This window comes from Microbacterium sp. LWH3-1.2, from assembly GCF_040675855.1.
In the GTDB taxonomy this organism is placed as follows: domain Bacteria; phylum Actinomycetota; class Actinomycetes; order Actinomycetales; family Microbacteriaceae; genus Microbacterium.
On record NZ_JBEGIK010000001.1, the window covers coordinates 3,745,277 to 3,770,296 of the forward strand.

Here is a 25,020-nt window from a genome sequence, read left to right on the forward strand (position 1 = left end):
ACGTCCTTCCGCAACCCCCCTTGCGCGCCACCGGTCGCGTCGAGATCGTGTGCTCGCCGAGTGCACATGATCCACGCGCGTCGATCGCGTCATCTCGGCGAGACACATGATCCGTACGTCGGTGGGAGCGGTCAGCGCATCGCCACCTGGCGGAGCACGGCGTCACCGAAGGTCCGCAACGCCGGGTGGTGGTCAGCGCGCGTCGCAGGCGGCGGATGTCGGGTCGGCGGCGTAGCCTCGAAGGGTGAATCCCGAGCTCTCCGCCGCGCGCCCGTCGGGGCTCGCGGCGCAGGCACCGGAGGTCGCCGCCCGCATCGTGGCGGACTCGCGCGACCGGGTGGCCTGGGTGCGCGCTCGGTCGAGGGGCATCACCGCGACGGATGTCGCCACCCTCACCTCCGATAAGGCGATCGCCCGCGCCGCCGACGCCAAGCTCCTGGGCTCGGGGTTCTCCGGCAACGCGTACACCGCGCACGGCCGAGCGCGCGAGCCCGAGATCGCCGGGTGGGTCGCCGCGACCCACGGCATCCAGCCGTCCTCGGCCCTTTTCCACGCGGTCGTCGAGAAGCGCCACCTGGCGACCCCCGACGGCATCGCGGTCGACGGCGTCGGTCGCATCACCCTCGCCGAGATCAAGACGACGAACAAGGCGTGGCGCAGCATCCCTCGGTCCTACCTGCGTCAAGTGTGGTGGCAGCAGCATGTGCTGGGCGCCGAGCGCACGCTGGTCGCGTGGGAGCAGCATGACGGCTTCGTACCCGTCGGCGACGAGCCCCGCTGCGCGTGGGTCGACCGCGACGACGCGGAGATCGCGAAGCTCGTGCGCCTCGCGACCGCCCTCATCGACGAGCTCTACCTGCGGACGATGCGCGCCAGGCAGCAGCCGGAGCGGACGCCGCAGCCGCCGGCTCCGCCGCGCGAGCCGTTCCGCGCCCTCGCCCTCGCCGACTGACCGCTCACGCGACCGGCGCGGCAGTCATCGGATCGTGGTGACGCGCCGGGCGTCGGCCTCCCACACGCGCGCACCCGTCGCCTGCCCGCTGATGTGAGCTGCCTTGATCAGGCGCATCGCCGTCGCCAGTCGAACCGCGGTGAGTCCCCGCGCCAGGGTGATGTGGGGAGTCCAGTGGTCGATGCCCGTGTTCGAGTAGCGCGGCTCCGGCCTCCCGGCGATCTCGGCGACGGCGCGGTGGACCGCCAGCAGGGCGGAGCTCACGATGACCTGGCGCGCCAGGACGTACCGGTCCCGGTGACCGAGGAGAAGGACTCCCCCGAGATCGAGCGGCACAGGCAGCAGGTCGGCGAGGCCCACGAAGTCCGCCGGCTCGAGCCGCTCGCGCACCGCGAGCGTCACGTGCGGACGGTTGCTGGGCGCGGGATTGCGCCCCGAGCTCGGCAGATCCGCCCCGAGCAGCCGGTCCCAGTCCTCCCTGACCGCGCGGTCGAGCTCGGCGTCCGGGATCAGTTCCACGCTGAACACGCCTCCATCCTGCCGTGCGCGGGCGTCCGCCGCGGGATGAGGTCACCGCGCCTGTCCGGCGGCCTCCACCCTCGCCCGCTCCATCGCTGCAGCCTCGGCACCGCCGTCGTCCGCAGGCTCGCCCGGAGCACCGGGGTCGACGCCGGCGGCCTCGACCTCGGCGCCCGCCGCCTCCGCGTCCCACCCGGGCTGGGGAACCGAGTCGATGAGCAGCCGCGTGTACTCGTGCTGTGGTGCGGCGAGCAGCTCCGCCGTGCGGCCGCGCTCGACGATCTCGCCGCGGCGCATCACGACCGTCTCGTCGCATACGCGCCGCACGACGGCGAGGTCGTGGCTGATGAAGAGCACGGTGAGTCCGCGCTCCCGCCGGATGCGGTCGACGAGATCGAGCACCTGCGCCTGCACTGAGACATCGAGCGCGCTCGTCGCCTCGTCCATCACGAGCACGTCCGGTTCGATCGCGAGGGCGCGCGCGATCGCGACTCGCTGACGCTGACCGCCCGAGAGCGTCCGCGGCCGCGCCCGTGCGTGCTTCTCCCCCAGTCCGACCTGGGCGAGCAGGTCGAGCACGCGCGAGCGAGCGTTCGTCGCGCTCAGCGTGGTGTGCAGGCGCAGGGCGTCTTCGATGGCACGGCCCGCTGTGATGCGCGGGTCGAGCGACAGGTAGGGGTCCTGGAACACCATCTGCACGCTGCGCGCGTGAGCGAGCCGCTCGCGCCGGGTGCGCGGCACGGCGGTGCGGTCACGACCATCGACGCGGATGTCGCCCGTGTCGGCGGCCTCGAGCCCGACGATCATGCGCGCGAGCGTGGACTTGCCCGACCCCGACTCCCCCACCACGCCCAGCGCGCCTCCCCGAGGAACCGCGACCGACGCATCGATCACCGCGTGCACCGGCTCCTTGCCACGGCGCACATAGGTCTTCGACACCCCGGCCGCGTCGAGCATCGGCGAAGCGGCAACGGCCGTGACCGCAGCATCCGTCCCGCCGTCATGGTGCACAGAATCCGGGGTCGCCGACGACGCGCCGGTGGACGGATGCTGCGCCCCGGCGTGCTGCGCAGGGTCTCCGATCCGGTGACCCGGGGTTGCACCGGGCCGGGCGCCGACCAGCGTCGGAGTCGCGGCGACCAGTCGCCGCGTGTACTCGGCCCGCGGGTCGCGCAGCACGTCGTGCGCGCGGCCCTGCTCGACGATCTGCCCGCCGCTCATGACGTAGACGCGGTCGCACAGCGATGCGGCCAGGTTGAGGTCGTGCGTGATGAAGAGCATGCCCATGCCTCGGCTCGCGCGCTGCTCGGTGAGCACGCCGATGATCTCGGCCTGGGTGGTCACGTCGAGGGCCGTCGTGGGCTCGTCGCAGACGAGGAGCTTCGGCGACGTCGTCAGTGCTCCGGCGATCATGACGCGCTGCAGCATCCCGCCCGAGAACTCGTGCGGGTACTGGTGCAGGTGGTCTTCTGGGCGTGGGAGGCGCACCGCCTCGAGCAGTTCGACGGCGCGCGCCCGCGCGGCATCCGTCGACCATCTCTCTGCGAGGCGCAGCGCCTCGGTGAGGTGATCGCCGATCGTGCGCATCGGGTTGATGCCGGCGCGCGGATCCTGGAAGATCATCGCCGCGCCGTGGCGGCGCAGCTGCCGAAGCTCGGGCGCGGGGGCCGACAGCACACCTGCCCCGTCGAGCACGACGTCGCCGGTGGTCGCGGAACGGCCGGGGACGAGTCCCAGCACGGCGCGGGCGGTCAGCGACTTGCCCGACCCGGACTCGCCGACGAGGCCGACGGTCTCTCCCGCGGCGACAGAGAGCGAGATGCCGTGCAGCAGCCGCGTGCCGTCGGGCAGGTCGAGCGTCAGGTCGCGGATGTCGAGCAGTGCGGCGCCCGGCGCTGCGGACGCGCCGGCCCGTGCCCGGGTGACGACGGGCTCGGTTGCGGTCATGCCGGGGTCTCCCCACCGATGCGGTCGGAGAGCTCTTCCCCGATGATGTTGACGGCCACGACGACCACGACGACGGCGACCGCCGGCACGATCGCGGGCAGGAAGTGCCCGCCGATGAGCCCCGCCTGCGCCTCGTTGATCATCGCGCCCCAGTCGGCCGTCGGCGGCTGTACGCCGAGACCGAGGAACGACAGGGCCGCGAGCTCGGCGAGCACGTACCCGAAGTTCAGGGTCGACTGGGCGCCGACGATGGGCGTGACGTTCGGAAGCACGCGCCGCAGCGCGATCCACGCGCCGCCGAAGCCCTGCACGCGATACGCCGCGACGTACGGTCTCGTCCGCTCGGCCGCGATGAGCGAGCGCGTCAGGCGCGCGACGAACGGCGCGTAGGCGATGCTCATCGCGATGACCGGTGCGACCAGCCCCTTGCCGAAGAGCGCGACCGCCATGATCGCGATGAGCAGCGACGGGAACGCGAAAAGCACGTCGAACAGGCGGCCGAGCACGGCATCGATCCAGCCGCCGCGCCAACCGGCGACGAGCCCGAGGAGGATGCCGAGTACGGTCGAGGCGACCACCACGAGCAGGGGACCCAGCAGCGCGGTGCGAGCGCCGTAGATGAGGCGGCTCAGCGTGTCGCGGCCGAGGCCGTCGGTACCGAGCCAGTGCGCGGCGCTCGGCGGCGCGTTGACGGCGGCGAAGTCGACGGCATCCGGGTTGTAGGGCGCGAGGAACGGCGCGAAGATCGCGGCCAGCGTCATCGTGGCGAGGACGCCCAGCGCGATCGCGAAGGTCAGGCTGGTGCGGGGCAGCCGCGGAGCGCGCAGCACCTCGACGGCGAGGGTGGGTGTGGCGGTCATCGGGCACCGGCTCCGGCAGCGGATCGGGGGTCGATCCAGGGTTCGAGGACGTCGACCACGGCGTTCACGAGCACGAACGCGGTGACGACGAGGAGGACGATCGCCTGCACGACCGGGAAGTCGAGGCGGTCGACCGACTGCACGAGCAGCGAGCCCATGCCCGCGAGACCGAAGGCCGCCTCGACGATGGAGCTCGCGACGAGGAGACCCGCCACCAGCATCCCGCTCACGGTCAGGATCGGCCCGACGGCGTTGCGGAACACGTGACGGCGGATCACCGTGCCGCGCTTGATGCCGCGGCTGATCGCGACCTCGACATGCTCGCGGTCGAGCTGGTCGATCATCGACGACCTCGTCACCTTGCCCACCAGCACCACGAAGACGATCGCGAGGGCGATCGACGGAAGCACGAGGTGGTAGACCGTGTCCCAGAACCCTTCGCCCGACCCGAACGACGGGAACCAGCCGAGCTGCACCGCGAACACCGCGATGAGAACGATGGATCCGACGAACGAAGGGATGGCGCCGAGGACGGTGAGCCCGATGAGGATCGAGCGATCGGCGAGGCGGCCGCGGTGGAGGGCCGCGATCGCGCCGGCGATGAGGCCGACGACCGCGATCGTCGTGCCCGCCATCACGACGAGGCCGAGGGTGACGGGCAGCCGCTCGCCGAGCACCACGGTCACGTCCTGCCGGTACTGCAGCGAGCGCCCGAGGTCGCCCTGCAGGAGTCCCGCCACCCAGTTGAGGTACTGCTGCCACGGCGGCAGGTCGAGACCGTACTGCGCGGTGATCTGCGCCACCGCCTCCGGGCTCGGCTTGCGGCCACGCAGCAGGAACGAGACGGGATCGCCCGGCACCAGGAAGCGCGAGAAGAACACGAGCACGGATGCCAGGAACAGCGTGAGCAGCAGGCCGCCGAGCTTGCCGGCGATCCGACGGACGGCGATCATCGCACGCCTGCCTCAGCCTCGAGCGAACCCGCGGGGCGGGCGGCGGAGTGCGGCGCCCCGAGACGGGGCCCCGGCGCCGGGCCCCCGCCCACCTCAGCGGGAGCCAATGGTCGCCGCCCACGGGTAGTACATGAACGCCACCGACGGGGCCACACCGGTCACCCGCTCGCCGAGGAACAGCGTCATCGGTCCCTGGAACAGCGGAAGCCACGGCAGCTGCTCGTTCGCGATCCGCTGCGCGCGGGCGGTGACCTCACTGCGCGCGGCCGGGTCGTCGATCGCGACCGCCTCGTTCACGAGGGCGTCGAATTCGGGGTCGCTCCAGTTGCCGTAGTTGCTGAACTCGCCGGTGCGCAGCACGCCGTACATCTCGAGCGGGTCGGGGCTCGACAGATACCACGACGTGTAGAACAGGTCGATGCCCTCGCGGGCGCTCGGGTCGGAGAACAGGGCCGTGTAGGCGCTCGGGCTCACGGTCTCGATGGTCGCCTCGAGCCCGATCGACTGCGCTGCCGCGGCCGCACCCTGCGAGATCACGGCGAAGTCGTTGCTGATCGGCGCCGTCGCGATGACGATCTCCTCACCCGCGACGCCGGCCTCCTCGATGAGCTTCTTCGCGGCCTCGATGTCGTACGGGTACTCCTCGAGTCCATCGAACGCCTCCTTCAGCGCCTCGTCGCTTGCGCCCACCCACACCGACTCGGTGGTGAGCGCATCGGTGACCTCGCCGTAGCCCTTGGCCGCAGCATCCAGGATCCCCTGCCGGTCCATCGCCATCAGCAGCGCCCGGCGCACGCGCCCGTCTCCGAGCGGGCCCTCGAGGTTGCTCACGACGAGACTGCCGACGGCGGTGTTGAGGCCGAAGTACATGTCCCCCTTGCCGGAGTCCTGCAGCTGGGCGATCGCGTCGGCCGGGATCATCCAGCCGCCGTCGACCTCGCCCGACTTCAGCGCGTTGACCCGCGCGTTGGGGTCGGTCATGAAGTGGATGTCGACCTCGCCGGCGCGGGCGCGCAGCGACTCGTCCCAGTAGCCGTCGTAGCGGGTCAGTGTGACCGACTCGCCGGACTGCCACTCGGTGAGCTCGAACGGGCCGGTGCAGTTCACGAGGCCCGACGAGTTGCCGTAATCGGCGCCCTTCTCGGCCAGCGTCGCAGCGGACTCGACGACGCCGGCCGAGCTGCCCATCGCGAGATTGAACTGCGAGTCGGCCTGCCTCATCGTGACGGTGACCTGGCGATCGCCGGTCTGCTCGATCGCTGCGACATTCTGGTAGACGGAGTACCACGACGAGCCGACCTCGGGATCGAGGTGGCGGCTCATCGACGCGACCACGTCGGCGGCCGTGAGCGGTGTGCCGTCGTGGAACGTCACGCCGTCGCGGATCGTGTAGACCCACGTCTCGGGCGTCGGGTGCTCGAACGCCTCCGCAAGGCCGGGCGACAGCGTGTAGTCGGGGCCCAGGCGCAGCAGCGACTCGCACACGTTCGAGAGCACCTGGTTGTCGGCGTAGTCGAACGCGTAGGCGTAGTCCAGCGAGGAGGGCTCGGAGTAGCTCACCCACGAGAACGAGTCGAGGTCGCCCGACGGCGCGGCCGTCTGGGCGGTGTACTCCCACTCCGGGGCGGCGGTGGAGTCGGGGCTCGACGTGTCGGCGCTGCAGGCGGACAGGACGAGCGCGCCCGCCACGCCGACGCTCGCGACGGCTAGCGGGCGACGGGCGTTGCGTCGAGTGCGGATCATGGTGCTCCTCGGGGTCGGACGACGGTGTCGGGTGGTGGAGACGGAATTCAGGACAGAACGGATGCCTCAGCCTCGGCGTCGGCGTCTTCGCGCGCGTAGACGCGCTCACCGTCGATCCAGGTCGACGCGACGCGGCACAGGTACAGGTCTTCCGCGGGAACGGTGAACGGGTTCGGCTCGACGACCACGAGGTTCGCGAGGTAGCCCGCCCGGAGATAGCCGGTGTCGTGGTCGCGGTGGTTCACGTACGCGCTGCCCGACGTGTAGGCGGCGAGCGCCGTCGCGAGGTCGAGTCGCTGGTGGGCACCGCCGAGCGGCTCGTCGTCGGAGAGCGGCGCGACGCGGTTCACCGCGATGTGCACCCCCGCGAGCGGGTCGGCACTCGAGACCGGCCAGTCGCTGCCGCCGGCGAGGCGCACCCCGGCGCGCTGCAGATCGCCGAACGGATACTGGCGCGATGCGGCGGACTCGGCGAGGAACGGCAGTGTGAGCTCGTCCAGCTGGTCCTCGTGGCACGCCCACAGGGGCTGCAGGTTCGCCACGGCACCGGTCGCGGCGAAGCGCGGCACGTCGGCGGCGTCGACCACCTGGATGTGGGCGAGGTGGTGCCGGCCGTCGGTGGCGCCGTTGACCTCCGCCGCCGCCTCGAGCGCGTCGAGCGCCTCGCGCACGGCACGGTCGCCGAGGGCGTGGAAGTGCAGTTGGAAGCCCGCGGCGTCAGCGGCGATGGCGTACTCGCGCAGGCGCTCGGCGGGGATGAACGACAGGCCGCGGTTGTCGGTGGAGTGGCCGTGCGCGTCGCGGTACGGCTCGAGCATCGCGGCCGTGTGGTTCTCGGCGACGCCGTCGACCATGAACTTGATCGAGCCGAGCGAGAAGCGGTCCTCCTGGCCGAGAGCGGCGACCTCGTCACGCATGCGGATCATGCCTTCGAGCTGCTCGATCCCCTGGCCGCGCTTCCACCACTGGGCGCCCACGACGTGGGCCCTGAGCGTCCTCTCGGCGAGCGCGCGACGGTACGAGGCGAGCGCACCGGGGATCCCGGGGAAGTCGCCCACCAGTGCGTCCTGCCAGCCTGTGATGCCCTGCGCGATGAGGTCGTCCTGCGCACGCAGCAGGCCCGCGTAGGCGAGGTCCTCGGAGACCTTCGGACGGACGTCGGCGAAGAGGTCGCCTGCGCCCTCGTGGAAGGTGCCCGCCGGGAACCCGTCGGCTTCCCGCTCGATGCGCCCGTCGGCCGGATCGGCCGTCGTCGCATCGACGCCGGCCGCGCGCATCGCCGCGGTGTTCGCCCACGCGGAGTGGTGGTCGCGGCTGGCGAGCAGCACCGGCCGGTCGGGCACGATGGCATCGAGCGCGGTGCGAACCGGTGCGCCGCCCGGGAAGTGGTCCATCGACCAGCCGCCGCCCACGATCCACTCGACCTCGGGGTTCTCGGCGGCGTAGCGCGCGATGGCCGCCAGCGTGGCGGCGGCGTCCTCGGACCCGGTGAGGTTGCACTGGAGCAGCTCGACGCCGCCCGACATGGGGTGCACGTGCGCGTCCTGGAACCCGGGGGCGAGCAGCGCGCCCGCGAGGTCGACCACTTCGGTGTCAGGACCGATCATCACGGACGCCGCGTCCTCGGCGCACACCGCCGCGATGCGGCCGTCCCGCACGGCGACGGCGACGCCGCTCAGTGCGTCTGCGCTTCCCGCGCTCACGAGGTCGGAGCTGAACAGCGCGCCTCGGATGAACACGGTGTCTGCGAACAGGGTGTCTGCGTCTGCAGGAACGGCAGCGGCCACGGGACCTCTCCTTCGTCGTCGAACGGGTTTCTTGACGATAGGTCGACGTCAACGCTTCTGTCAACACTGTTGACAGAAGCGATGACAAAGTGACCTGACCGGGGACGTCACGCCGCGGCGACATGACCCCCGTGGCACGATGGACGCGACGGCGAAAGCGGGGATCATGGCGGCACGCAACGGGGCGACGCCCGACAAGGCCGGCGCGAAGCGCCTGGATCGCGCGACGATCATCGCCGCCGGGCTCGAGCTCGCCGAGACCACCGGCTCCGCGTCCCTCTCGATCCGCGACCTGGGTGCGAAGCTCGGCACCGACCCCACCGCCGTCTACCGCCACTTCCGCGGCAAGGAAGACCTGATGAGCGCGCTGCTCGACGAGCTCACTCTCCGCAGCCTCGCCGCGGTCACCGCCGATCCCTCGCAGTGGCAGGATCGCCTGCGCCAGCTCGCAGCGGCGACGCTGACCGAGTTCGCCCGCTACCCCGCCGTGGGTCAGGAGGCGATCGTGCTCACGACGCACGGCCCCGGAGAGCTCGACGCCATCGAGTTCATGCTCGACGCCTTCTCGCGCGCCGGTCTCATCGGCGACGCGCTGGTGCAGCACTACGCGCTCATGGCGACGCACGTGCTCTCCATCGCCGCGGGCATTGCCCGCGCACGGGCCGAGCGCGCCGCCCTCGCCGCGGCGGGCTCCAGCCCGTGGTTCGAGGGACCGCTGCTCGTCGACCCGCTCAAGCACCCCCGCATCGCGCAGATGTCCGCGCAGCTGCTGGGCCTCGAGGATCGCGAGCTCTTCATGCTCGGCGTCGAGTCGGTCATCCGCTCGGCCGAGCGCGCCGCCGGCACCGCCTGACCCGCCGCCGGCCTGTGAGTGGCCGACACCAGCCGCCGCGCGACGTGTGCGCGATCAGTCCCGCCGTCGGCGTGCGGGACTGATAGTTGACGCATGTCAACCATCAGCGTATAGTTGACTCAAATCAACTGTTGACTGATGTCAACCTTCTTCCGCGCCGACGGCGCCGCGACACCGCTCCTCGTTCTAAGGACCCCTATGGCCACGTCCACCCTCGCGACCGGGTCGGTCGCCACTGCCGACGAGAAGCGCCGGCACCGGCAGGTGCTGCAGGCGCTCACCGGCCTGCTGCTCGGCATGTTCGTGTCGATGCTCGCGTCGACCGTCGTCTCGACCTCGCTCCCCGTCATCGTCCACGACCTCGGCGGCGACCAGGCGGCGTTCACGTGGGTCGTCACCGCGACCCTGCTGACGACCGCGATCTCGACCCCGATCTGGGGCAAGCTCGCCGACCTGTTCAACCGCAAGCTGCTCATCCAGATCGCGATCGTGATCTTCGTGCTCGCCACTGCGGCCGCCGGGTTCTCGCAGGATCCCGGCACGCTCATCGCGTTCCGCGCGGTGCAGGGCGTCGGCGCCGGCGGGCTCGCCGCACTCAGCCAGGTCATCATGGCCGACATCATCAGCCCGCGCGAGCGCGGCCGGTACATGGGCCTGTTCGGCGCCGTCATGGCGGTTGCGACCGTCGGCGGCCCGCTCCTCGGCGGCTTCATCACCGACACGATCGACTGGCGCTGGAACTTCTTCATCGCGCTGCCGTTCGCAGTCGCCGCGCTCGTCATGATGCAGCGGACGCTCCACCTGCCGCCCCGCCCCAAGGTGAAGGCGCGCATCGACTACTTCGGCATCGTGCTGCTGTCGACAGCCGTGTCGCTCCTGCTCATCTGGGTCACGAACGCCGGCAAGGACTACGACTGGTGGAGCACCGAGACGATCCTCATGGTCGGCGGAGCCCTGATCGCGGCGGTGCTCATCGTCATCGTCGAGCTGCGGTCGAAGGAGCCGCTCGTCCCCCTCACGATGTTCCGCAACCGCACGTTCACCCTCGCGGTCGTCGCGTCGATCTCGATCGGCATCGCGATGTTCGGTACGTCGGTGTTCCTCAGCCAGTACATGCAGCTGGCCCGCGGCGCGACCCCGACCGAGGCGGGTCTCATGACCATCCCGATGATCGCGGGCCTGCTGCTCGCGTCGATCGTGATCGGCGGTCTCGTGACCCGTCACGGCCACTGGAAGCCGTACCTCATCGTGGGCGGCGTGCTGTTGATCGCGGGTTCGTACCTGCTGTCGACCATCCACTACGACACGAACTTCGTACTGGTCTCGCTCTACATGTTCCTGCTCGGCGCAGGCGTCGGCATGACGATGCAGAACCTCGTGCTCATCGTGCAGAACACGGCGAACCCGAGCGAGATCGGCGTCGCGAGCTCGGGCGTGACGTTCTTCCGCAGCCTCGGCGGCACGATCGGCGTCTCGGTCATGGGCGCCGCACTGGCGACCTCGGCGACGAACCTCTTCACCGACCGCAAGGAAGACATCGGCGCGGCCCTCATGGCACTCGGAGAGAAGGGCGCCGCCATCGGGCAGCAGCTCGCGTCGGGCACCATCCCGCAGGTCTCGGCGCTGCCCGAGTCGATCCGCGTGATCGTCGAGGACATCTACGCCCAGGCGATCGCGCACTCCTTCCTGATCGCCGTGCCCCTGGCCGTGATCAGCCTCATCGCGATCATCTTCCTGCCGAACAAGCCGCTCACCCGCATGACCACGAGCGAGCGCGTCCAGGCGAGCGAGGCCGACCTCGCGACCGTGTCGGTCGCCGAGGGCATGGAGACGCTCACCGCGACGGCGACGGCGACGGCGGACACGGATGCTGCGGCCCCGGCGGCCGGCGCCGCGGACGAGGCATCCGCGACCCGGCGCTAATGTCGAATCCGATGGCCTCCGACGACACTCGAGCAGCGCGCACCGAGGCGGTGCGCGCCCTCGAGGCGGAGTTCTCGGAGCTGATCAACCGAATCCGGCGGATCCTCATCGACAACGCCAACCGCGTGAGCCCGGGCATGCTGCCGGGCGCCTACAAGGTGTTCACCACCATCGTGCGCCGCGAAGGCATCACCCTCTCGGCGCTCGCCGAGTCGCTCACGTCGGACAAGGGCCAGGTCAGCCGCACGGTGCGCGAGCTCGAGCAGCTGGGCCTGGTGCAGCGCACGCCCGACCCCGACGACGGCCGGTCGAGCCTGCTCTCCCCCACCCCTTTCGGGCTGGAGCGACTGGCCGAGGCGCGCGCGCCTCAGGAGAACCTGCTCGTGGACGCGCTCGAGGAGTGGCCCGTCGACGACATCCTCAACCTCACGCGACTGCTGCACGCGCTCACCCTCGGCGAGCGCCCAGCCTCGTGAGCTCCCGCGGTCGCCCGAGATCGGCGCGGCCGCGGGCGGCACGCCGGCATCGGCGTGTTGCGACACCGGTAGCACCCGCGTAACACGAGCGAGACGAACGCAGGGTTGACTGTAGCCACGGGGGTTCAGTTCTGGTGCCGAAGGCGGCACACCCGCGGAAGGAGCGCACGATGAGGATCCGACCGCTGCGATCGGCGCCCGACACCCCGCTCGCCCCCGTCGAGGCGCCGCCCACCGACATGCGGGCGATGGTCGTGGACGCCGCGGGCGGCGCCGACGCGCTGCACGCAGCATCCGTTCCCGTCCCCTCGCCGGTGCTGAGCGAGGTGCTCGTCCGCGTCGTCGCCGCAGGCGTCAACCCGATCGACGCCAAGACGCGCGGCGGCAGGGGCGTCTCCGGAGCGATCGCGGCGTACCCCGCGACCCTGGGCTACGACTTCAGCGGCATCGTCGTGAAGAGCCCCTACGAGGCGCACCCCTTCGCCCCTGGCACCGAGGTGTTCGGCATGACCTCGTTCCCGCGCACCGGCGGCTCGTACGCCGAGTACGTCGTGGCGCCCTCGCTCTCGGTCGCCCGCAAGCCCTCCTCCCTGTCGCATGTCGAGGCAGCAGGCGTGCCGCTCGCGGCGCTCACCGCCTGGGGTCTCGTGGTCGAGACCGCGCACGCGCACGAGGGGCAGCGCATGCTGATCCATGCGGGCAGCGGAGGGGTCGGCCACTTCGCGGTGCAGTTCGCCGCCTACTTCGGTGCGCACGTCACCGTGACCGCCTCCGCTCGCAATGCGTCGTGGCTTCGCGAACTCGGCGCCGCAGTCGTGGTCGACTACACGACCGCGCGATTCGAGGAGGTCGTCGGCGAGGTGGACGTCGTCATCGACCTCGTCGGCAACGTCCACTCCGAGACCGGCACGCGCTCGCTCGAGGTGTTGCGCACCGGCGGGCTCTACGTGCTCGTGCCGACCGGTTCCTGGCCGGGCTATGCCGAGGCTGCGGCAGAAGCGGGCGTGCGCACCACCTCGTACAAGGTGGTTCCCGACGGCGGGGCGCTCGCGACGATCGGCCGTCTGCTGGACTCCGGCTCGGTGCAGGTCTACATCGATCAGGTCTTCGACCTCGCCGAGGCCCCCGCCGCGCACCGCGCGATCGAGACGGGACACACGCGCGGGAAGGTCGTTCTCCGCGTCAGCGACGGCTGACCCCGCTCGTGCCGGGCACGGTCACCGTGAGGGCGCGAGGACACGTCGCCCCTCGGCGACGATAGCGTCGGCGATGGCGTCGAGGAGCGGCGAGCGGAGGTTCCACTGCTGCCAGTGCAGGCCGACATCGACCGGCGGACCGCCCAGCAGCACGAGTTCGCCGCGCTCGAGCGCATCGTAGGACTGGAAGCGCGGCAGCATCGCCCACCCGAGCCCCCGGCGCACCGCCGATGCGAAGTCGTTCGACGCGGGCACGTAATGCCGCGGCGGCTCCGCAGGGTCGACGCCGTGGTGCGCGAGCCACTCGTTCTGCAGGTCGTCGCGGCGATCGAAGTCCACCACCGGCGCGTTCGCCAGGGCGATCGCCCGGTCGCCGGCGAGCCACCGCGCCACGAACGCCGGCGTGGCGACTGCCTCGTAGCGCATCGCTCCGAGGGTCGACGAGCGGCACCCGGCAACCGGCGAAGCGCGCGAAGTGACCGCGCCCATCACGGTTCCCGACTCGAGCAGTCCGGCGGTGAAGTCCTGATCGTCGCGATGGAGATCGAAGACGACGGGATGCTGCTCCGCGAGGCGCGCGAGAGGCTCGAGGAACCACGTCGCCAGCGAGTCCGCGTTCACCGCGAGCGGCACCACCGTGAGTGCGGCCTCGTCGTCGCCGGCGCCCAGCTCAGCGAGCGCGTCGTGCTCGAGCAGCGCCGTCTGCCGCGCGAGCCGTATCACCGACATGCCGGCCTCGGTGGCCCGCACCGGCTTGGAGCGCACGAGCACGAGCCGCCCGAGCTGCTCCTCGAGCGCCTTGACGCGCTGGCTGACTGCCGACGGCGTGACGTGCAGCCGCCGCGCGGCCGCGTCGAGCGTGCCCTCGTCGACGACGACGGCCAGGGTCTCTGCCAGCTCGAACGGAATGCGCATATTAAGCCTGACTAATGCTACTGAAGATTCATGAGCTGGACTACGGATGCTGCCGCTCTTACCGTCGAAGGGTGTTCTCCCCCGTTCTCGCCGGCCTCGGTCTCGGCTTCTCGCTCATCATCGCCATCGGCGCGCAGAACCTGTTCGTGCTGCGCCAGGGCCTGCGCCGCGAGCACGTCCTCGCCGTCGCAGGGATCTGCGCGATCTCGGACGCCGTCCTCATCGCGCTGGGCGTCTCGGGCATCGGATTCGTGCTGCAGGCCTTGCCGTGGCTCGTCGATGTGGTGCGCTGGGCGGGCGCGCTCTTCCTCGTGGCGTACGGCGTGCTGGCCGCGCGTCGCGCGTGGCGGCAGTCGGGCGAAGCGCTGGACGCATGTGACCACCCGAACCCCGGTTCGGCCGGGGCGCACCGGGCGGTCGCGCCGGGCCGCACTCACGCCGGGGACGCGCTCGAGGCCGATGCATCCGCATCCGCCGTGCGCAGCGACATCCGCACTGCCTCTGCTCCACCCACGCGCGCACGTCTGATCCCCGTGCTGCTGACCTGCCTGGCGCTCACGTGGCTCAACCCCCACGTCTACCTCGACACCGTCTTCCTGCTCGGCACCGTCGCGAACACGCACGGCGATCAGCGCTGGCTTTTCGCCGCCGGCGCCATGGCCGCGAGCGTCATCTGGTTCGTCGGCCTCGCTTTCGGCGCGCGCCTGCTCGGCCGCTGGCTGTCGACGCCGCAGGCATGGCGCATCCTCGACGCGGTGATCGCGGTCGTGATGATCGCCCTCGGCGTCTCCCTCGTCCTCCCCCACGGAGCGGGCTGACGCCCTCAGCCGTCGATCTGCTCCTTGCGGGCGAGCACGAGGGCGCGCACGACGTCGTCGGACAACGGGTGCTCGGGCTGGTAGCGGATCGTGCCCTTGTCCAGCCCGATGCCGGGATGCCCGGCGAGCGCGTCGCCGACGGCCGACACCGCGGCCGGGCTGAACGGGTAGACGCCGATGTGCTTCTTCGCCCGCATGACTGACACCAGCGGCTTGCCGCGGTACACGAGTGCCGGCATCCCGTATCCGAGCCCCTGCTCCGCATCGGGCGCCTCTTCTCGCGCGATCTCGTAGATCCGCTCGACCGACGGCCGATCAGCCGCGTCGAGTCCCGCCAGGAGTTCGTCGACGGTTCCCATGTGGGCATCCTTGCCCACGGCGCCCCGTCGCGGCAAGCCCGGCGATTCGGCAGGATGAACGCCATGAGACGCGTGCACGTGACGATCCGCGGCGAGGTCCAGGGCGTCGGCTACCGCTACACGATGCTCATGGTCGCGCGCGAGGCCGGCGCGGCCGGATGGGTGCGCAACCGCCGCGACGGCTCGGTCGAGGCCGAGGTCGAAGGCACGCCCGGCCAGGTCGACGAGGTGCTCGCGTGGATGGCCGAGGGTCCGCCCGGTTCGCGCGTCGAGCAGGCGACGGTGACGGATGCCGCCACCACCGGCGAGCGCGGCTTCGAGGTGCGCCCCACCGGATGAGCCGGATCATCCGTCGAAGGGTCGCAGGATCCTGTCGATGAAGCGGCGGGTGCGCTCGTGCTGAGGGCGGCTGAACAGCTCCTTCGGCGCACCTCGCTCGAGGACGGAGCCGCTGTCGAAGAACAGCACCTCGTCGGCGACCTCTCGCGCGAAGGCGAGCTCGTGCGTGACGATGACCATCGTCCACCCCTCTTCCGCCAGCTCTTTGAGCACGAGGAGCACCTCGCCGACGAGCTCGGAGTCCAGGGCGCTCGTCGGCTCGTCGAACAGGAGGAGTGCCGGCCGCAGGGCGAGGGCGCGCACGATCCCCACCCGCTGCTGCTGCCCGCCCGAGAGCTCGAACGGATACGCGTCGCGCTTCTCACTCAGCCCCACGCGGTCGAGGAGCGCCTCGGCGCGGGCGATCGCCTCAGACTTCGGCACGCCGTGCGCGTGGATCGGCCCCTCGGTCACGTTCTGCAGCACGGTGCGGTGCGGGAAGAGGTTGTGGTGCTGGAACACCATCGCCGAGCGGTCGCGCAGCGCGATCTTGTCCGCCTTGGAGACCGGTGCCGCGAAGTCGACACGGGGTCCGTCGGCGAAGGCGACCGTTCCCGCCTCGGGCGTCTCGAGGCCGTTGAGCGAGCGGAGCACCGTGGTCTTGCCCGAGCCGCTCGGACCGATGAGAGCGACCACCTCGCCGCGACGCACCTCGAAGTCGACGCCGTCGAGCACGCGATTCGTGCCGAAGGTCTTGGTGAGGCTCGACACCTCGAGAAGCGGACGATCGTCAGCGGGAGCGGGCGGGGCGAGCGCGTCGTCCGTGGGATCAATGGGCGACATATCGGTCGAGCCTCCTCTCGATCGCACTCTGCCCGGTCGAGAGCACGAGGCAGATCAGCCAGTAGATGAGGGCGGCCTCGAGGTAGATCGCGAGGACCTCGAAGGAGAACGCGGCGATCTGCTGCGCCTTGCGGAACATCTCGGTGACGAGGATGGTCGATGCCAGCGACGTGTCCTTGACGAGCGAGATGAACGTGTTCGACAGGGGCGGCACCGACACGCGCGCCGCCTGCGGCAGCACGATCCGAGTGAGCGTCTGCATCTGCGAGTACCCGACGGTGTGCGCGGCCTCCCACTGGCCCTTGGGCACCGAGAGGATCGCGGCACGCACGATCTCCGCCGCGTAGCCGCCGACGTTGAGTGAGAACGCGATGATCGCGGCCGGCCAGGGGTCGATGACGATGCCCACCGACGGCAGCCCGTAGAAGATGACGAACAGCTGCACCAGCAGCGGGGTGCCGCGGATCACCGACACGAAGAACCGGGCGATGTTCGACAGCACGGGATTGCTCGACAGACGCAGGAGCGCCACGGCGATCGCGATCACGAGCCCGAGAGCGAACGAGGAGAGGGCGAGCGGAATGGTTCCGGTGATCGCGGCGAGCAGCAGCGGCCAGAACGAGTCGACCAGCAGCGCCCAGGTGGTGCCGTCCATGCGGGTCCTCCCTTACGACAGACGACGCCGCCGCCCGCCCACGGGAGGACGAGCGGCGGCTCGAGGGCTACTACTGGGTGACGTCGGCGCCGAAGTACTTCTCGCTGATCTCGGCGAGCACGCCCTCTTCGCGGAGCTCCGCGAGGGCACCGTCGATCGCCTCGACCAGTGCGCCCTTGTCCTTCGTCAGGGCGAAGGCGTTCAAGCTGGGCTCGTCGGTCTCAGCCGCGATCTTGAGGCCCGTCGGGCCGTCGGTCTTCTCGTAGTCGAGGAAGGTGAGGATGTCGTTGACCGTCGCGTCGACGCGCCCCTGCCGGAGCAAGGCGACGGCCTGCGCCCAGCCCTCGACGGCCTCGACGGTGGCGCCGCTCTCTTCGGCGAGCGCGTACCAGCTGCTCGTGAGCGACTGCGCCGTGGTCTTGCCCTCGAGGTCGTCGAAGCTCGTGATCGAGTCGTCGTCCTCGGGCACGACGATCACACCGGGCGACACGGTGTAGGGCTCGCTGAAGAGGTACTTCTCCTCGCGCTCCGGGTTGATCGACACCTGGTTGGCGATGACGTCGAAGCGTCCGGCGTCGAGGCCGGCGAAGATCGCGTCCCACTGCGTCTCCTGGAACACGATCTCGAGGTCGAGCTTGTCGGCGACCGCCTCGGCGATCTCGACGTCGAAGCCGACGAGCTCGTCGGACTCGTCGTGGAACGAGAACGGGCGGTAGGTGCCCTCGGTGGCGACGGTCAGGGTGCCGGCGGCGACCAGGCCGTAGTCGTCGCCCTCAGCGGTGGCGGCGGGGTCGGCGGAGCCGCTGCTGCACGCGGTGAGCGTGAGGGCTGCGGCGACGGTGAGGACGAGTGCGGTGATGCGGCGTGACATATGTGGATTCCCGGGTGGCGCGGCGTGCTGTGTGTGATCCGCCGCGAACGGCGGACTTTCCAGTACAACACGGTCACGCCGCTCCGGGGCCGTCGCGTTGCGCTTTGTTGCTCGCTCGCTCAGGCGGGCAGTCCGGCCACCAGCTCTCCGAACACCTCGGCCGCGTCGTCGCTGGGCGCGAGCCCGGCAGCCTGGCCGGCCCACAGCGACACGAGGTCGCCGTCGCCCCGGCGGCCGGCCTCGGCCCGGAACTGCCCGGTGAGCCAGTTCTGCGCGGGGAACGGCGCGATGATGCCGGTGGTCTCGATCTCCCGCATGGCGCGATTCGGGATGCCGCGCGCCAGCCGCCCGCTCATGGCGCGCGTGAGCACGGTCCCGGTGTCTGAGGCGTCGGCGATCGCCCGACGGTGCGCCTCGGTGGCGGCCGACTGACGCGTCCGCAGGAACGCGGACCCCACCTGCACCCCCGACGCGCCGAGCGCGAACGCGGCGGCGACGCCGCGCCGGTCGGCGATGCCGCCGGCCGCGATCACCGGGACCTCCACGGCGTCCACGACCTGCGGGACGAGCGCGAACGTGCCGACGAGCGATTGCTCCGCGGGCCGCAGGAACGACACCCGATGGCCGCCCGCCTCGGCGCCCGTGGCGACGACGGCGTCCACCCCGGCCGCGTCGAGCGCGACGGCCTCGGCGACCGTCGTGGCCGTTCCGATGACACGGATGCCGCGGCTCCGCGCCGCCGCGACCACGTGCTCCGACGGCACGCCGAAGACGACGCTCAACGCCGCGGGCGCCGCATCCATCACCGCCGTCAACTGGGAGTCGATGTCGGGCAGGAACTCGATCGGAGGCGTCGGGAGCGCGAGACCCAGCTCGGCGTAGAGCGGGGCGACGGCCTCGATCGCCGGCTTCAGGTCGACCTGGCCGGGAGTGATCTCGTCGCCGGTCGGCAGCCACAGGTTGACGGCGAACGGGCGCCGCGTCGCGGAGTGCAGCGCCGCGATCGTGTCGCTGATGCGGTCGGCGGAGTACCCGTAGAGCCCGTACGATCCCAGTCCGCCGAGCTCGCTCACTGCGGCCGTCAGCTCGATCGACGACAGCCCGCCGAAGGGGCCGAGCACGATCGGCGCGTCGATTCCGAACAGATCCCGCAGCGTCTTCGGCATATCCCGACGCTACTCCCGCCGTCTCGCCCCCGCACGGAAGTCCTCCGCAGCCCGCCCCCTCTGCTCACCTGTCACGAAGTGCGCCCGCTCACAGCACAACGTGACAGGTGAGGAGCGCTTGTGACGCCGGAGACGACGAAGGCCCCCGCCCGTGATCCGGCGGGGGCCTTCGTGCGAAACAACTCAGACGAGCGTGTTGACGTCCAGCGGGATGCCGGGGCCGAACGTGGTCGACACAGCGCCCTTCTGGATGTATCGGCCCTTCGAGCTCGACGGCTTCAGGCGCACGATCTCTTCGAGCGCGGCCTTCAGATTCTCGTCGAGCTGCTCGGCCGAGAACGAGGCCTTGCCGACGACGAAGTGCACGTTGGCGTGCTTGTCGACGCGGAACTCGATCTTTCCGCCCTTGATCTCCTCGACGGCCTTGGCCGGGTTGGGGGTCACGGTGCCGGTCTTCGGGTTGGGCATGAGGCCACGGGGGCCGAGCACCTTACCGAGGCGGCCGACCTGGCCCATGAGCTCGGGCGTCGCGACGGCCGCGTCGAACGCGGTCCAGCCGCCGGCGACCTTCTCGATGAGCTCGGCGCCGCCGACCTCGTCTGCACCCGCGGCGATCGCGGCCTCAGCGGCCGGACCCGTCGCGAACACGATGACACGGGCGGTCTTGCCGGTGCCGTGCGGGAGGATGACGGTGCCGCGCACCATCTGGTCCGCCTTGCGGGGGTCGACCGAGAGCTTGAGCGCGACCTCGACGGTCGAGTCGAACTTCGCCGAACCGGTCTGCTTCGCGAGCGCGACGGCCTCGGTGGGGCTGTAGAACTTGTCCGCCTCGATCTTGGCGGCTGCGGCCCGGAAGGCCTTGGACTTGGTAGCCATGTTTCCTATCCCCCTCAGTCCTCGACCGTGATGCCCATGGAGCGGGCGGTGCCGGCGATGATCTTCGAGGCGGCCTCGATGTCGTTCGCGTTCAGGTCGGGCTGCTTCTGCTCGGCGATCTGACGGACCTGGTCCTTGGTGAGCTTGCCCACCTTGGCCGTGTGCGGCGTCTTCGAGCCCTTCTGCACACCGGCGGCCTTCTTGATGAGCTCAGCGGCCGGCGGGGTCTTCAGGATGAACGTGAAGCTGCGGTCCTCGTAGACGGTGATCTCCACGGGGATGACGTTGCCGCGCTGCGACTCGGTCGCGGCGTTGTACGCCTTGCAGAACTCCATGATGTTGACGCCATGCTGACCGAGCGCGGGGCCGATCGGCGGCGCCGGGTTGGCTGCACCGGCGTTGATCTGAAGCTTGATCAGGCCGGTCACCTTCTTCTTCGGTGCCATTCCTCTTCCTTTCAACGAACGGATGCTGGAGCATCCTGTTCTCCCGCGAATCCGGCCGTTCCGGAACGCGGTGTCGATCACGCGCTCTCAGCGCGCGCAAACCTGGAGAGTCTACCAGGTCAGAGCTTGGTGACCTGGTCGAACGACAGCTCGACCGGGGTCTCACGCTCGAAGAGCGAGACGAGGACCGTGAGCTTGCCGCTCTCGGGCTTGATCTCGCTGATCGTGCCGGGCAGGCCCGCGAACGAGCCTTCCTTGATCGTGATGGTCTCGCCGACCTCGAAGTCGACCTCGGCGGGGACGACGCGAGCCGCGGCGGCGGCGCCCTTCTTGGCCGCACCGCCCTTCGCGCCGGCGACCTCCTTGACCTCGACCAGGCTCTTCAGCATGTTGAAGGCCTCTTCGAAGCGCAGCGGCGTCGGGTTGTGGGCGTTGCCGACGAAGCCGGTCACGCCGGGCGTGTGGCGCACGACCGACCAGGTGTCCTCGTTGAGCTCCATGCGCACGAGCACGTAGCCGGGGATCCGGACGCGCGTGACCATCTTGCGCTGGCCGTTCTTGATCTCGACGACGTCCTCCATCGGGACCTCGATCTGGTAGATCTCCTCCTCGACCTCGAGCGTCGACTTGCGCTGCTCGATGTTGGCCTTCACCTTGCGCTCGAAGCCTGCGTAGGAGTGGATGACGTACCACTTGCCCGGGAGAGTGCGCAGGTCGGCGCGGAACGCCTCATAGGGGTCCTCGTCCTCGTCCTCGTCCTCGGTCTCGGTCTCGGGAGCCTCGGCGGCGTCGGCCGGTGAGACGGAGGCCTCGACGTCGTCGACGACGGCGGCTGCGGCATCCACCTCCGCGACGAAGTCCTCGTCGAGCTCGGGCTCGTCCTCGTCGCCGTTCACGTCGGGACCGTCGTACGGGGTCACCTCCTCGGCGGCTTCGGCCTCGAGCTCGGCGACCTCCTCCGCGATGGAGTCGTTGATCACCTCGGCTGCGGCCTCGGTCTCGGCCGTCTCGTCGAGGTTGAGAGCGTCGTTCACGATGGCGTCGGCCTCCGGGTCGTCGATGTCGATGTCGTCCAAGTCGGAGTCATCCTCGTCTGCGTCGTCGACGATGTGGATGGCGAGGTGCTCGGCGGCCTCCGCCGACCGCTCCTCCGCCGCGAGGACGTTGCCCTCCTGAGCTTCGTCGTCCTCCGACGACTGCTCCGCGGCCGTCGCCCAATCGGCGTCGTCGACATATCTTTCAGTCACGTGAGTTCTCTTCCGTTCCGTCCGCTGCCGGACCTGCGGTCCGCCCGTGTCATGCTCCCGCTGCGAGCCGGGAGCGCTCGGGATCAGGCGCCGGGGACCCCGAAGACGTACGACGTGATCCACACGAACAGCACGTCCAGGCCGTAGACGAGCGCCATCATCACGACGACGAAGCCCAGCACCACCGCCGTGTACTTCAGCAGCTCCTGGCGGGTCGGCGTGACGACCTTGCGGAGCTCGGCGAAGACCTGGCGCACGAACAGGGCGATACGAGCGAAGACGTTCGGCTTCTTCTCGCGGGGCGCGGTCGTTCCCTCTGCGGAGACGACTTCGCCCTTCGGCTCGTCCTGAACCATCGATGCCACCTGATTACCTTCCGTGAGCCGACACGGGTCGGCACACTGTGTTGTCAACCACCGGCATGTCACCGGTGTTGCGCTGACGCGCAGGGCGGACAGGAATCGAACCTGCAACCTGCGGTTTTGGAGACCGCTGCTCTGCCAATTGAGCTACCGCCCTAGAGACCCGGAGGTCTCGCGAAGCCCGCACTCTTCCCCTCTCACCGCGGCTTGAGGATCCGTGCTCGTGTGCCGGGCACGGCGAAAGAATGCAGACTTCAACTGCACGATCCAGTGTACGGCATGCCCGCGGACCCCGCGAACCGGGGCGGCTCCGCGCGCGCGCAGTCATCGGCTCAGTACTGCTGCACGCCGTAGCGGTCGGGCTCGGGTCCGCGCGCGAATGCGCGGCCCGACAGCGACGTCGCCTCGACGCGCACGTACGTGTACTTGAGCGTCGGGATCCAGGGCTTGAGCCCCAGGCCATCGGCCCGCTCGACGTCGGCGGAACGGTCGAGCGGGTGCGCGCGGCCCCGCAGGATCACGCTCCACGCGTCGGTGTCGGTGTGGTCGTCGACCTCGAAGAGAACCTCGTCGTTGACGGTCAGCTCGAACAGCTTGCTCCCCTGCGCCGTGCGGAAGAGCACGCTCTCGCCGTCGACGACGTAGTTCACGGGGAAGATGTCGAGCACATCGCCCACGTGGGTGACGAGGCGCCCGAGTTCCTGCCCGCGCAGGCGCCCCCAGCACTCTTCGTCGGAGAGCGAGACGACGGGGTCCGGTGTGTCTGCCATGACTCCATCCTCGCGCTCGCGCCGCGTCGGCGACACCCCCGCATGACGGCACTAGCATTCCGGCATGACTCTTGCGCAGACCCGGCTCGACGAGCTGTGGGACTTCTCCGACGCGGCGGGCTCCGAGGCGCGACTGCGCGCGGCGGTGGAGGACGAGACGGATGCTGCGACCCGCGCCGAGCTCGAGACCCAGGTGGCGCGGGCGCTGGGCCTGCAGGAGCGGTTCGACCAGGCGGACGCGGCCCTCGACGCCGTCTCGATCGAGGACGTGGCGGTCGCGGCCCGTGCGGCCCTGGAGCGCGGCCGCGTGCGCAACTCGGCCGGCGACCCCGAGGCGGCGGTCACCTGCTTCCTCGCGGCGGCGGATGCCGCCTCCGGAGCGGGACTGACGTTCCTGCAGGTCGACGCACTGCACATGCTCGCGATCGCGGAGCCCGATCAGGCCGAGGAGTGGACCGCGGCGGCCCTCCGTGCGCTTGACGGGGTCGATGACCCGCGCGCACTGCGCTGGAACGTCTCCCTGCACAACAACGCCGGCTGGCGCCTCCTCGACGCCCGCCGCGTCGACGAGGCGATCGCGGAGTTCGAGGCGGCACGGGATGCGGCGACCCGCTGGGGCACGCCGCAGCAGGTGCAGTGGGCAGACGAGGCCCTCGCCGAGGCCCGCGCCGTGCTCTAGCGTTTCATCCCGCTCCGCTCGCTCAACGGCTGAAGTCCCAGCCGTTGAGCGAGCTGGCGAGTCGACACGCGCGGCCGGCGCAGGCGTCAGGCGCCGATCCGGATCAGCTTCTTGTTGACGAACTCGTCGGCGGCGAGCAGCCCCATCTCGCGCGAGGTCCCGGAGCGCTTCACACCGCCGAAGGGCAGCCCGGGCTCGTCGGCGAGGACGACGTTCACGTAGACCATGCCGGCGTCGATCTTGTCGGCGACGCGCTGGGCCTGCTCCTCGTCCGTCGTGAAGACGTAGGAGCCGAGCCCGTAGGTGGTGTCGTTCGCGAGGGCGACCGCCGCGTCCTCGTCGGCGACCTTGTAGACGACGCCGACGGGTCCGAAGAACTCCTCGCGGTACGCGTCCATGTCGCTCGTGACGTCGGCGAGCACCGTTCCCGGGTAGAACGCGCCGTCACGCTTGCCGCCGGCGACCAGCGTCGCGCCCTGCGCGACCGCCCTGTCGACCTGCTCGGCCAGGCGCTCCGCCGCCGTGAGCGACGACAGCGGGCCCAGGACCGTGTCATCGGCGAACGGGTCGCCGACCTTCGCGCCAGACATCGCGGCCGTGAACTTCTCGAGGAACGCGTCGTACAGGCCGTCGACCACGATGAAGCGCTTGGCGGCGTTGCAGGACTGCCCGGTGTTGTCGAGGCGCGCGGCGACCGCGGCCTCGACCGCCCCGTCGAGGTCGTCGGTCGAGAGCAGGATGAACGGGTCGGACCCGCCGAGCTCGAGGGCGACCTTCTTGAGGTTGCGGCCCGCGATCTCGGCGACGGCCGCGCCGGCGCGCTCCGAGCCGGTCACCGATACGCCCTGCACGCGGCGGTCGGCGATGATCGTCGCCGCCTGGTCGTTCGTCGCGTAGACGTTCGTGTAGACGCCCTCGAGCCCGGCGTCTGTGTAGATCGCCGCGATGGCGGCGGCCGACTCGGGGCATTGCGGAGCGTGCTTCAGGAGGATGGTGTTGCCCACCACGATGTTCGGCGCCGCGAAGCGGGCGACCTGGTAGTACGGGAAGTTCCACGGCATGATGCCCAGCAGCACGCCGAGGGGCGAGCGGCGGATGACCGCGGTGCCCTCGCCGTCGATGTCGATCGGCTGGTCCCCGGTGATCTTGTCCGCATGGTCGGCGTAGTACTCGGTGATGTCGGCGGCGAAGTCGACCTCCCCGAGCGCCGCCTCCAGCGGCTTGCCCATCTCGCGCACGATGATCGCGGCGAGGTCGTCGCGACGCTCGCGGTGGAGCTCCGCGACCTTGCGGATGCGTGCGGCGCGCTCGGCGACGGGCTGGTCGCGCCACGTGCGGTACGCGGCATCCGCTCCCGCGATCGCGGTCTCGAGAGCCTCGTCGGTGATGGTCGGATACGTGGCCAGGGTCTCTCCCGTGGCCGGGTTCACGACGGCATAGTCGGTCATTGCGTTCTCTCCGATCGGGTGGATGGGGGACAGTCTGC

Annotated in this window: 26 protein-coding genes and 1 tRNA gene; 8 read left to right on the forward strand and 19 right to left on the reverse strand. The window is 70.5% G+C overall.

All coding sequences use genetic code 11. From position 1 onward, the window contains the following. Positions 1-244 precede the first annotated feature (244 nt). A complete protein-coding gene (locus MRBLWH3_RS17530; protein WP_363434740.1) occupies positions 245-952 on the forward strand; it encodes a YqaJ viral recombinase family protein in 708 nt (235 codons plus the stop codon). 24 nt (positions 953-976) lie between these two features. Here MRBLWH3_RS17530 and MRBLWH3_RS17535 read toward each other — a convergent pair whose 3' ends face one another. The 6 genes from MRBLWH3_RS17535 to MRBLWH3_RS17560 all read right to left on the reverse strand — a co-directional run bounded on the left by MRBLWH3_RS17535 (position 977) and on the right by MRBLWH3_RS17560 (position 8,761). Next, a complete protein-coding gene (locus tag MRBLWH3_RS17535) occupies positions 977-1,480 on the reverse strand; it encodes a 2'-5' RNA ligase family protein (RefSeq protein WP_363434743.1) in 504 nt (167 codons plus the stop codon). 42 nt (positions 1,481-1,522) lie between these two features. Next, positions 1,523-3,418 (reverse strand): ABC transporter ATP-binding protein, encoded by a 1,896-nt coding sequence (locus MRBLWH3_RS17540; protein ID WP_363434746.1) that lies wholly within the window; start codon positions 3,416-3,418, stop codon positions 1,523-1,525. Then, positions 3,415-4,278, reverse strand: a complete 864-nt coding sequence (locus MRBLWH3_RS17545) for an ABC transporter permease (protein ID WP_363434750.1) — start codon at positions 4,276-4,278, stop codon at positions 3,415-3,417. Before MRBLWH3_RS17545 ends, MRBLWH3_RS17540 begins: the two co-directional genes overlap by 4 nt. Further along, entirely contained in the window at positions 4,275-5,231 is a 957-nt protein-coding gene (locus tag MRBLWH3_RS17550; RefSeq protein ID WP_363434753.1) for an ABC transporter permease, read from the reverse strand. Before MRBLWH3_RS17550 ends, MRBLWH3_RS17545 begins: the two co-directional genes overlap by 4 nt. A gap of 93 nt (positions 5,232-5,324) precedes the next feature. Next, on the reverse strand, positions 5,325-6,974 hold the full coding sequence (locus tag MRBLWH3_RS17555) for an ABC transporter substrate-binding protein (RefSeq protein WP_363434756.1): 1,650 nt from the start codon (positions 6,972-6,974) through the stop codon (positions 5,325-5,327). A gap of 47 nt (positions 6,975-7,021) precedes the next feature. Further along, positions 7,022-8,761, reverse strand: a complete 1,740-nt coding sequence (locus MRBLWH3_RS17560; protein ID WP_363434759.1) for an amidohydrolase — start codon at positions 8,759-8,761, stop codon at positions 7,022-7,024. Between the two features lie 166 nt (positions 8,762-8,927). Here MRBLWH3_RS17560 and MRBLWH3_RS17565 point away from each other — a divergent pair, with 166 nt between their 5' ends. The 4 genes from MRBLWH3_RS17565 to MRBLWH3_RS17580 all read left to right on the forward strand — a co-directional run bounded on the left by MRBLWH3_RS17565 (position 8,928) and on the right by MRBLWH3_RS17580 (position 13,209). Continuing rightward, positions 8,928-9,614 (forward strand): TetR/AcrR family transcriptional regulator, encoded by a 687-nt coding sequence (locus tag MRBLWH3_RS17565; RefSeq protein ID WP_363434762.1) that lies wholly within the window; start codon positions 8,928-8,930, stop codon positions 9,612-9,614. A 198-nt stretch (positions 9,615-9,812) separates the two neighbouring features. Then, the gene (locus tag MRBLWH3_RS17570) at positions 9,813-11,537 is read left to right on the forward strand and encodes an MDR family MFS transporter (protein ID WP_363435612.1); all 1,725 of its coding nucleotides are present in this window, start codon (positions 9,813-9,815) and stop codon (positions 11,535-11,537) included. Between the two features lie 11 nt (positions 11,538-11,548). Continuing rightward, entirely contained in the window at positions 11,549-12,013 is a 465-nt protein-coding gene (locus MRBLWH3_RS17575; RefSeq protein WP_363434765.1) for a MarR family winged helix-turn-helix transcriptional regulator, read from the forward strand. Positions 12,014-12,183: 170 nt separating this feature from the next. After that, positions 12,184-13,209, forward strand: a complete 1,026-nt coding sequence (locus MRBLWH3_RS17580) for an NADP-dependent oxidoreductase (protein WP_363434768.1) — start codon at positions 12,184-12,186, stop codon at positions 13,207-13,209. Positions 13,210-13,230: 21 nt separating this feature from the next. Here MRBLWH3_RS17580 and MRBLWH3_RS17585 read toward each other — a convergent pair whose 3' ends face one another. Then, a complete protein-coding gene (locus tag MRBLWH3_RS17585; protein ID WP_363434771.1) occupies positions 13,231-14,124 on the reverse strand; it encodes a LysR family transcriptional regulator ArgP in 894 nt (297 codons plus the stop codon). A gap of 71 nt (positions 14,125-14,195) precedes the next feature. Here MRBLWH3_RS17585 and lysE point away from each other — a divergent pair, with 71 nt between their 5' ends. Next, positions 14,196-14,942 (forward strand): L-lysine exporter, encoded by a 747-nt coding sequence (gene lysE, locus MRBLWH3_RS17590; protein WP_363434774.1) that lies wholly within the window; start codon positions 14,196-14,198, stop codon positions 14,940-14,942. A 5-nt stretch (positions 14,943-14,947) separates the two neighbouring features. On the opposite strand, the gene MRBLWH3_RS17595 is transcribed toward lysE, so the two are convergent. Next, positions 14,948-15,301: an iron chaperone gene (locus MRBLWH3_RS17595; RefSeq protein ID WP_363434777.1), complete on the reverse strand. Its 354-nt coding sequence runs from the start codon at positions 15,299-15,301 to the stop codon at positions 14,948-14,950. A gap of 63 nt (positions 15,302-15,364) precedes the next feature. Here MRBLWH3_RS17595 and MRBLWH3_RS17600 point away from each other — a divergent pair, with 63 nt between their 5' ends. Continuing rightward, a complete protein-coding gene (locus MRBLWH3_RS17600; RefSeq protein WP_363434780.1) occupies positions 15,365-15,640 on the forward strand; it encodes an acylphosphatase in 276 nt (91 codons plus the stop codon). Positions 15,641-15,646: 6 nt separating this feature from the next. On the opposite strand, the gene MRBLWH3_RS17605 is transcribed toward MRBLWH3_RS17600, so the two are convergent. The 10 genes from MRBLWH3_RS17605 to MRBLWH3_RS17650 all read right to left on the reverse strand — a co-directional run bounded on the left by MRBLWH3_RS17605 (position 15,647) and on the right by MRBLWH3_RS17650 (position 22,855). Next, on the reverse strand, positions 15,647-16,462 hold the full coding sequence (locus tag MRBLWH3_RS17605; RefSeq protein WP_363434783.1) for an amino acid ABC transporter ATP-binding protein: 816 nt from the start codon (positions 16,460-16,462) through the stop codon (positions 15,647-15,649). Beyond that, positions 16,449-17,117: an amino acid ABC transporter permease gene (locus MRBLWH3_RS17610; RefSeq protein ID WP_363434785.1), complete on the reverse strand. Its 669-nt coding sequence runs from the start codon at positions 17,115-17,117 to the stop codon at positions 16,449-16,451. Before MRBLWH3_RS17610 ends, MRBLWH3_RS17605 begins: the two co-directional genes overlap by 14 nt. A gap of 70 nt (positions 17,118-17,187) precedes the next feature. Further along, complete coding sequence (locus tag MRBLWH3_RS17615) at positions 17,188-17,988, reverse strand: amino acid ABC transporter substrate-binding protein (RefSeq protein WP_363434788.1); 801 nt, start codon at positions 17,986-17,988, stop codon at positions 17,188-17,190. Between the two features lie 119 nt (positions 17,989-18,107). Beyond that, entirely contained in the window at positions 18,108-19,154 is a 1,047-nt protein-coding gene (locus tag MRBLWH3_RS17620) for an NAD(P)H-dependent flavin oxidoreductase (protein WP_363434791.1), read from the reverse strand. Positions 19,155-19,337: 183 nt separating this feature from the next. After that, complete coding sequence (gene rplA / locus MRBLWH3_RS17625) at positions 19,338-20,030, reverse strand: 50S ribosomal protein L1 (protein ID WP_341997378.1); 693 nt, start codon at positions 20,028-20,030, stop codon at positions 19,338-19,340. 14 nt (positions 20,031-20,044) lie between these two features. Beyond that, entirely contained in the window at positions 20,045-20,476 is a 432-nt protein-coding gene (rplK, locus tag MRBLWH3_RS17630) for a 50S ribosomal protein L11 (RefSeq protein WP_116195954.1), read from the reverse strand. A 119-nt stretch (positions 20,477-20,595) separates the two neighbouring features. Continuing rightward, positions 20,596-21,723: a transcription termination/antitermination protein NusG gene (gene nusG / locus MRBLWH3_RS17635; protein ID WP_363434796.1), complete on the reverse strand. Its 1,128-nt coding sequence runs from the start codon at positions 21,721-21,723 to the stop codon at positions 20,596-20,598. An 83-nt stretch (positions 21,724-21,806) separates the two neighbouring features. Then, positions 21,807-22,079: a preprotein translocase subunit SecE gene (gene secE / locus MRBLWH3_RS17640; RefSeq protein ID WP_116197035.1), complete on the reverse strand. Its 273-nt coding sequence runs from the start codon at positions 22,077-22,079 to the stop codon at positions 21,807-21,809. Between the two features lie 90 nt (positions 22,080-22,169). Next, positions 22,170-22,242 (reverse strand) — tRNA-Trp (locus MRBLWH3_RS17645). Between the two features lie 175 nt (positions 22,243-22,417). Continuing rightward, positions 22,418-22,855, reverse strand: coding sequence for a pyridoxamine 5'-phosphate oxidase family protein (locus MRBLWH3_RS17650; RefSeq protein WP_363434799.1), 438 nt, complete (start codon positions 22,853-22,855; stop codon positions 22,418-22,420). A gap of 64 nt (positions 22,856-22,919) precedes the next feature. Between MRBLWH3_RS17650 and MRBLWH3_RS17655 the strand changes: the two genes are divergently transcribed. After that, complete coding sequence (locus MRBLWH3_RS17655; RefSeq protein WP_363434802.1) at positions 22,920-23,534, forward strand: hypothetical protein; 615 nt, start codon at positions 22,920-22,922, stop codon at positions 23,532-23,534. Positions 23,535-23,620: 86 nt separating this feature from the next. Here the strand turns inward: MRBLWH3_RS17655 and MRBLWH3_RS17660 are convergent, their stop codons facing one another. Next, complete coding sequence (locus tag MRBLWH3_RS17660) at positions 23,621-24,982, reverse strand: NAD-dependent succinate-semialdehyde dehydrogenase (RefSeq protein ID WP_363434805.1); 1,362 nt, start codon at positions 24,980-24,982, stop codon at positions 23,621-23,623. Between the last annotated feature and the right edge of the window lie 38 nt (positions 24,983-25,020).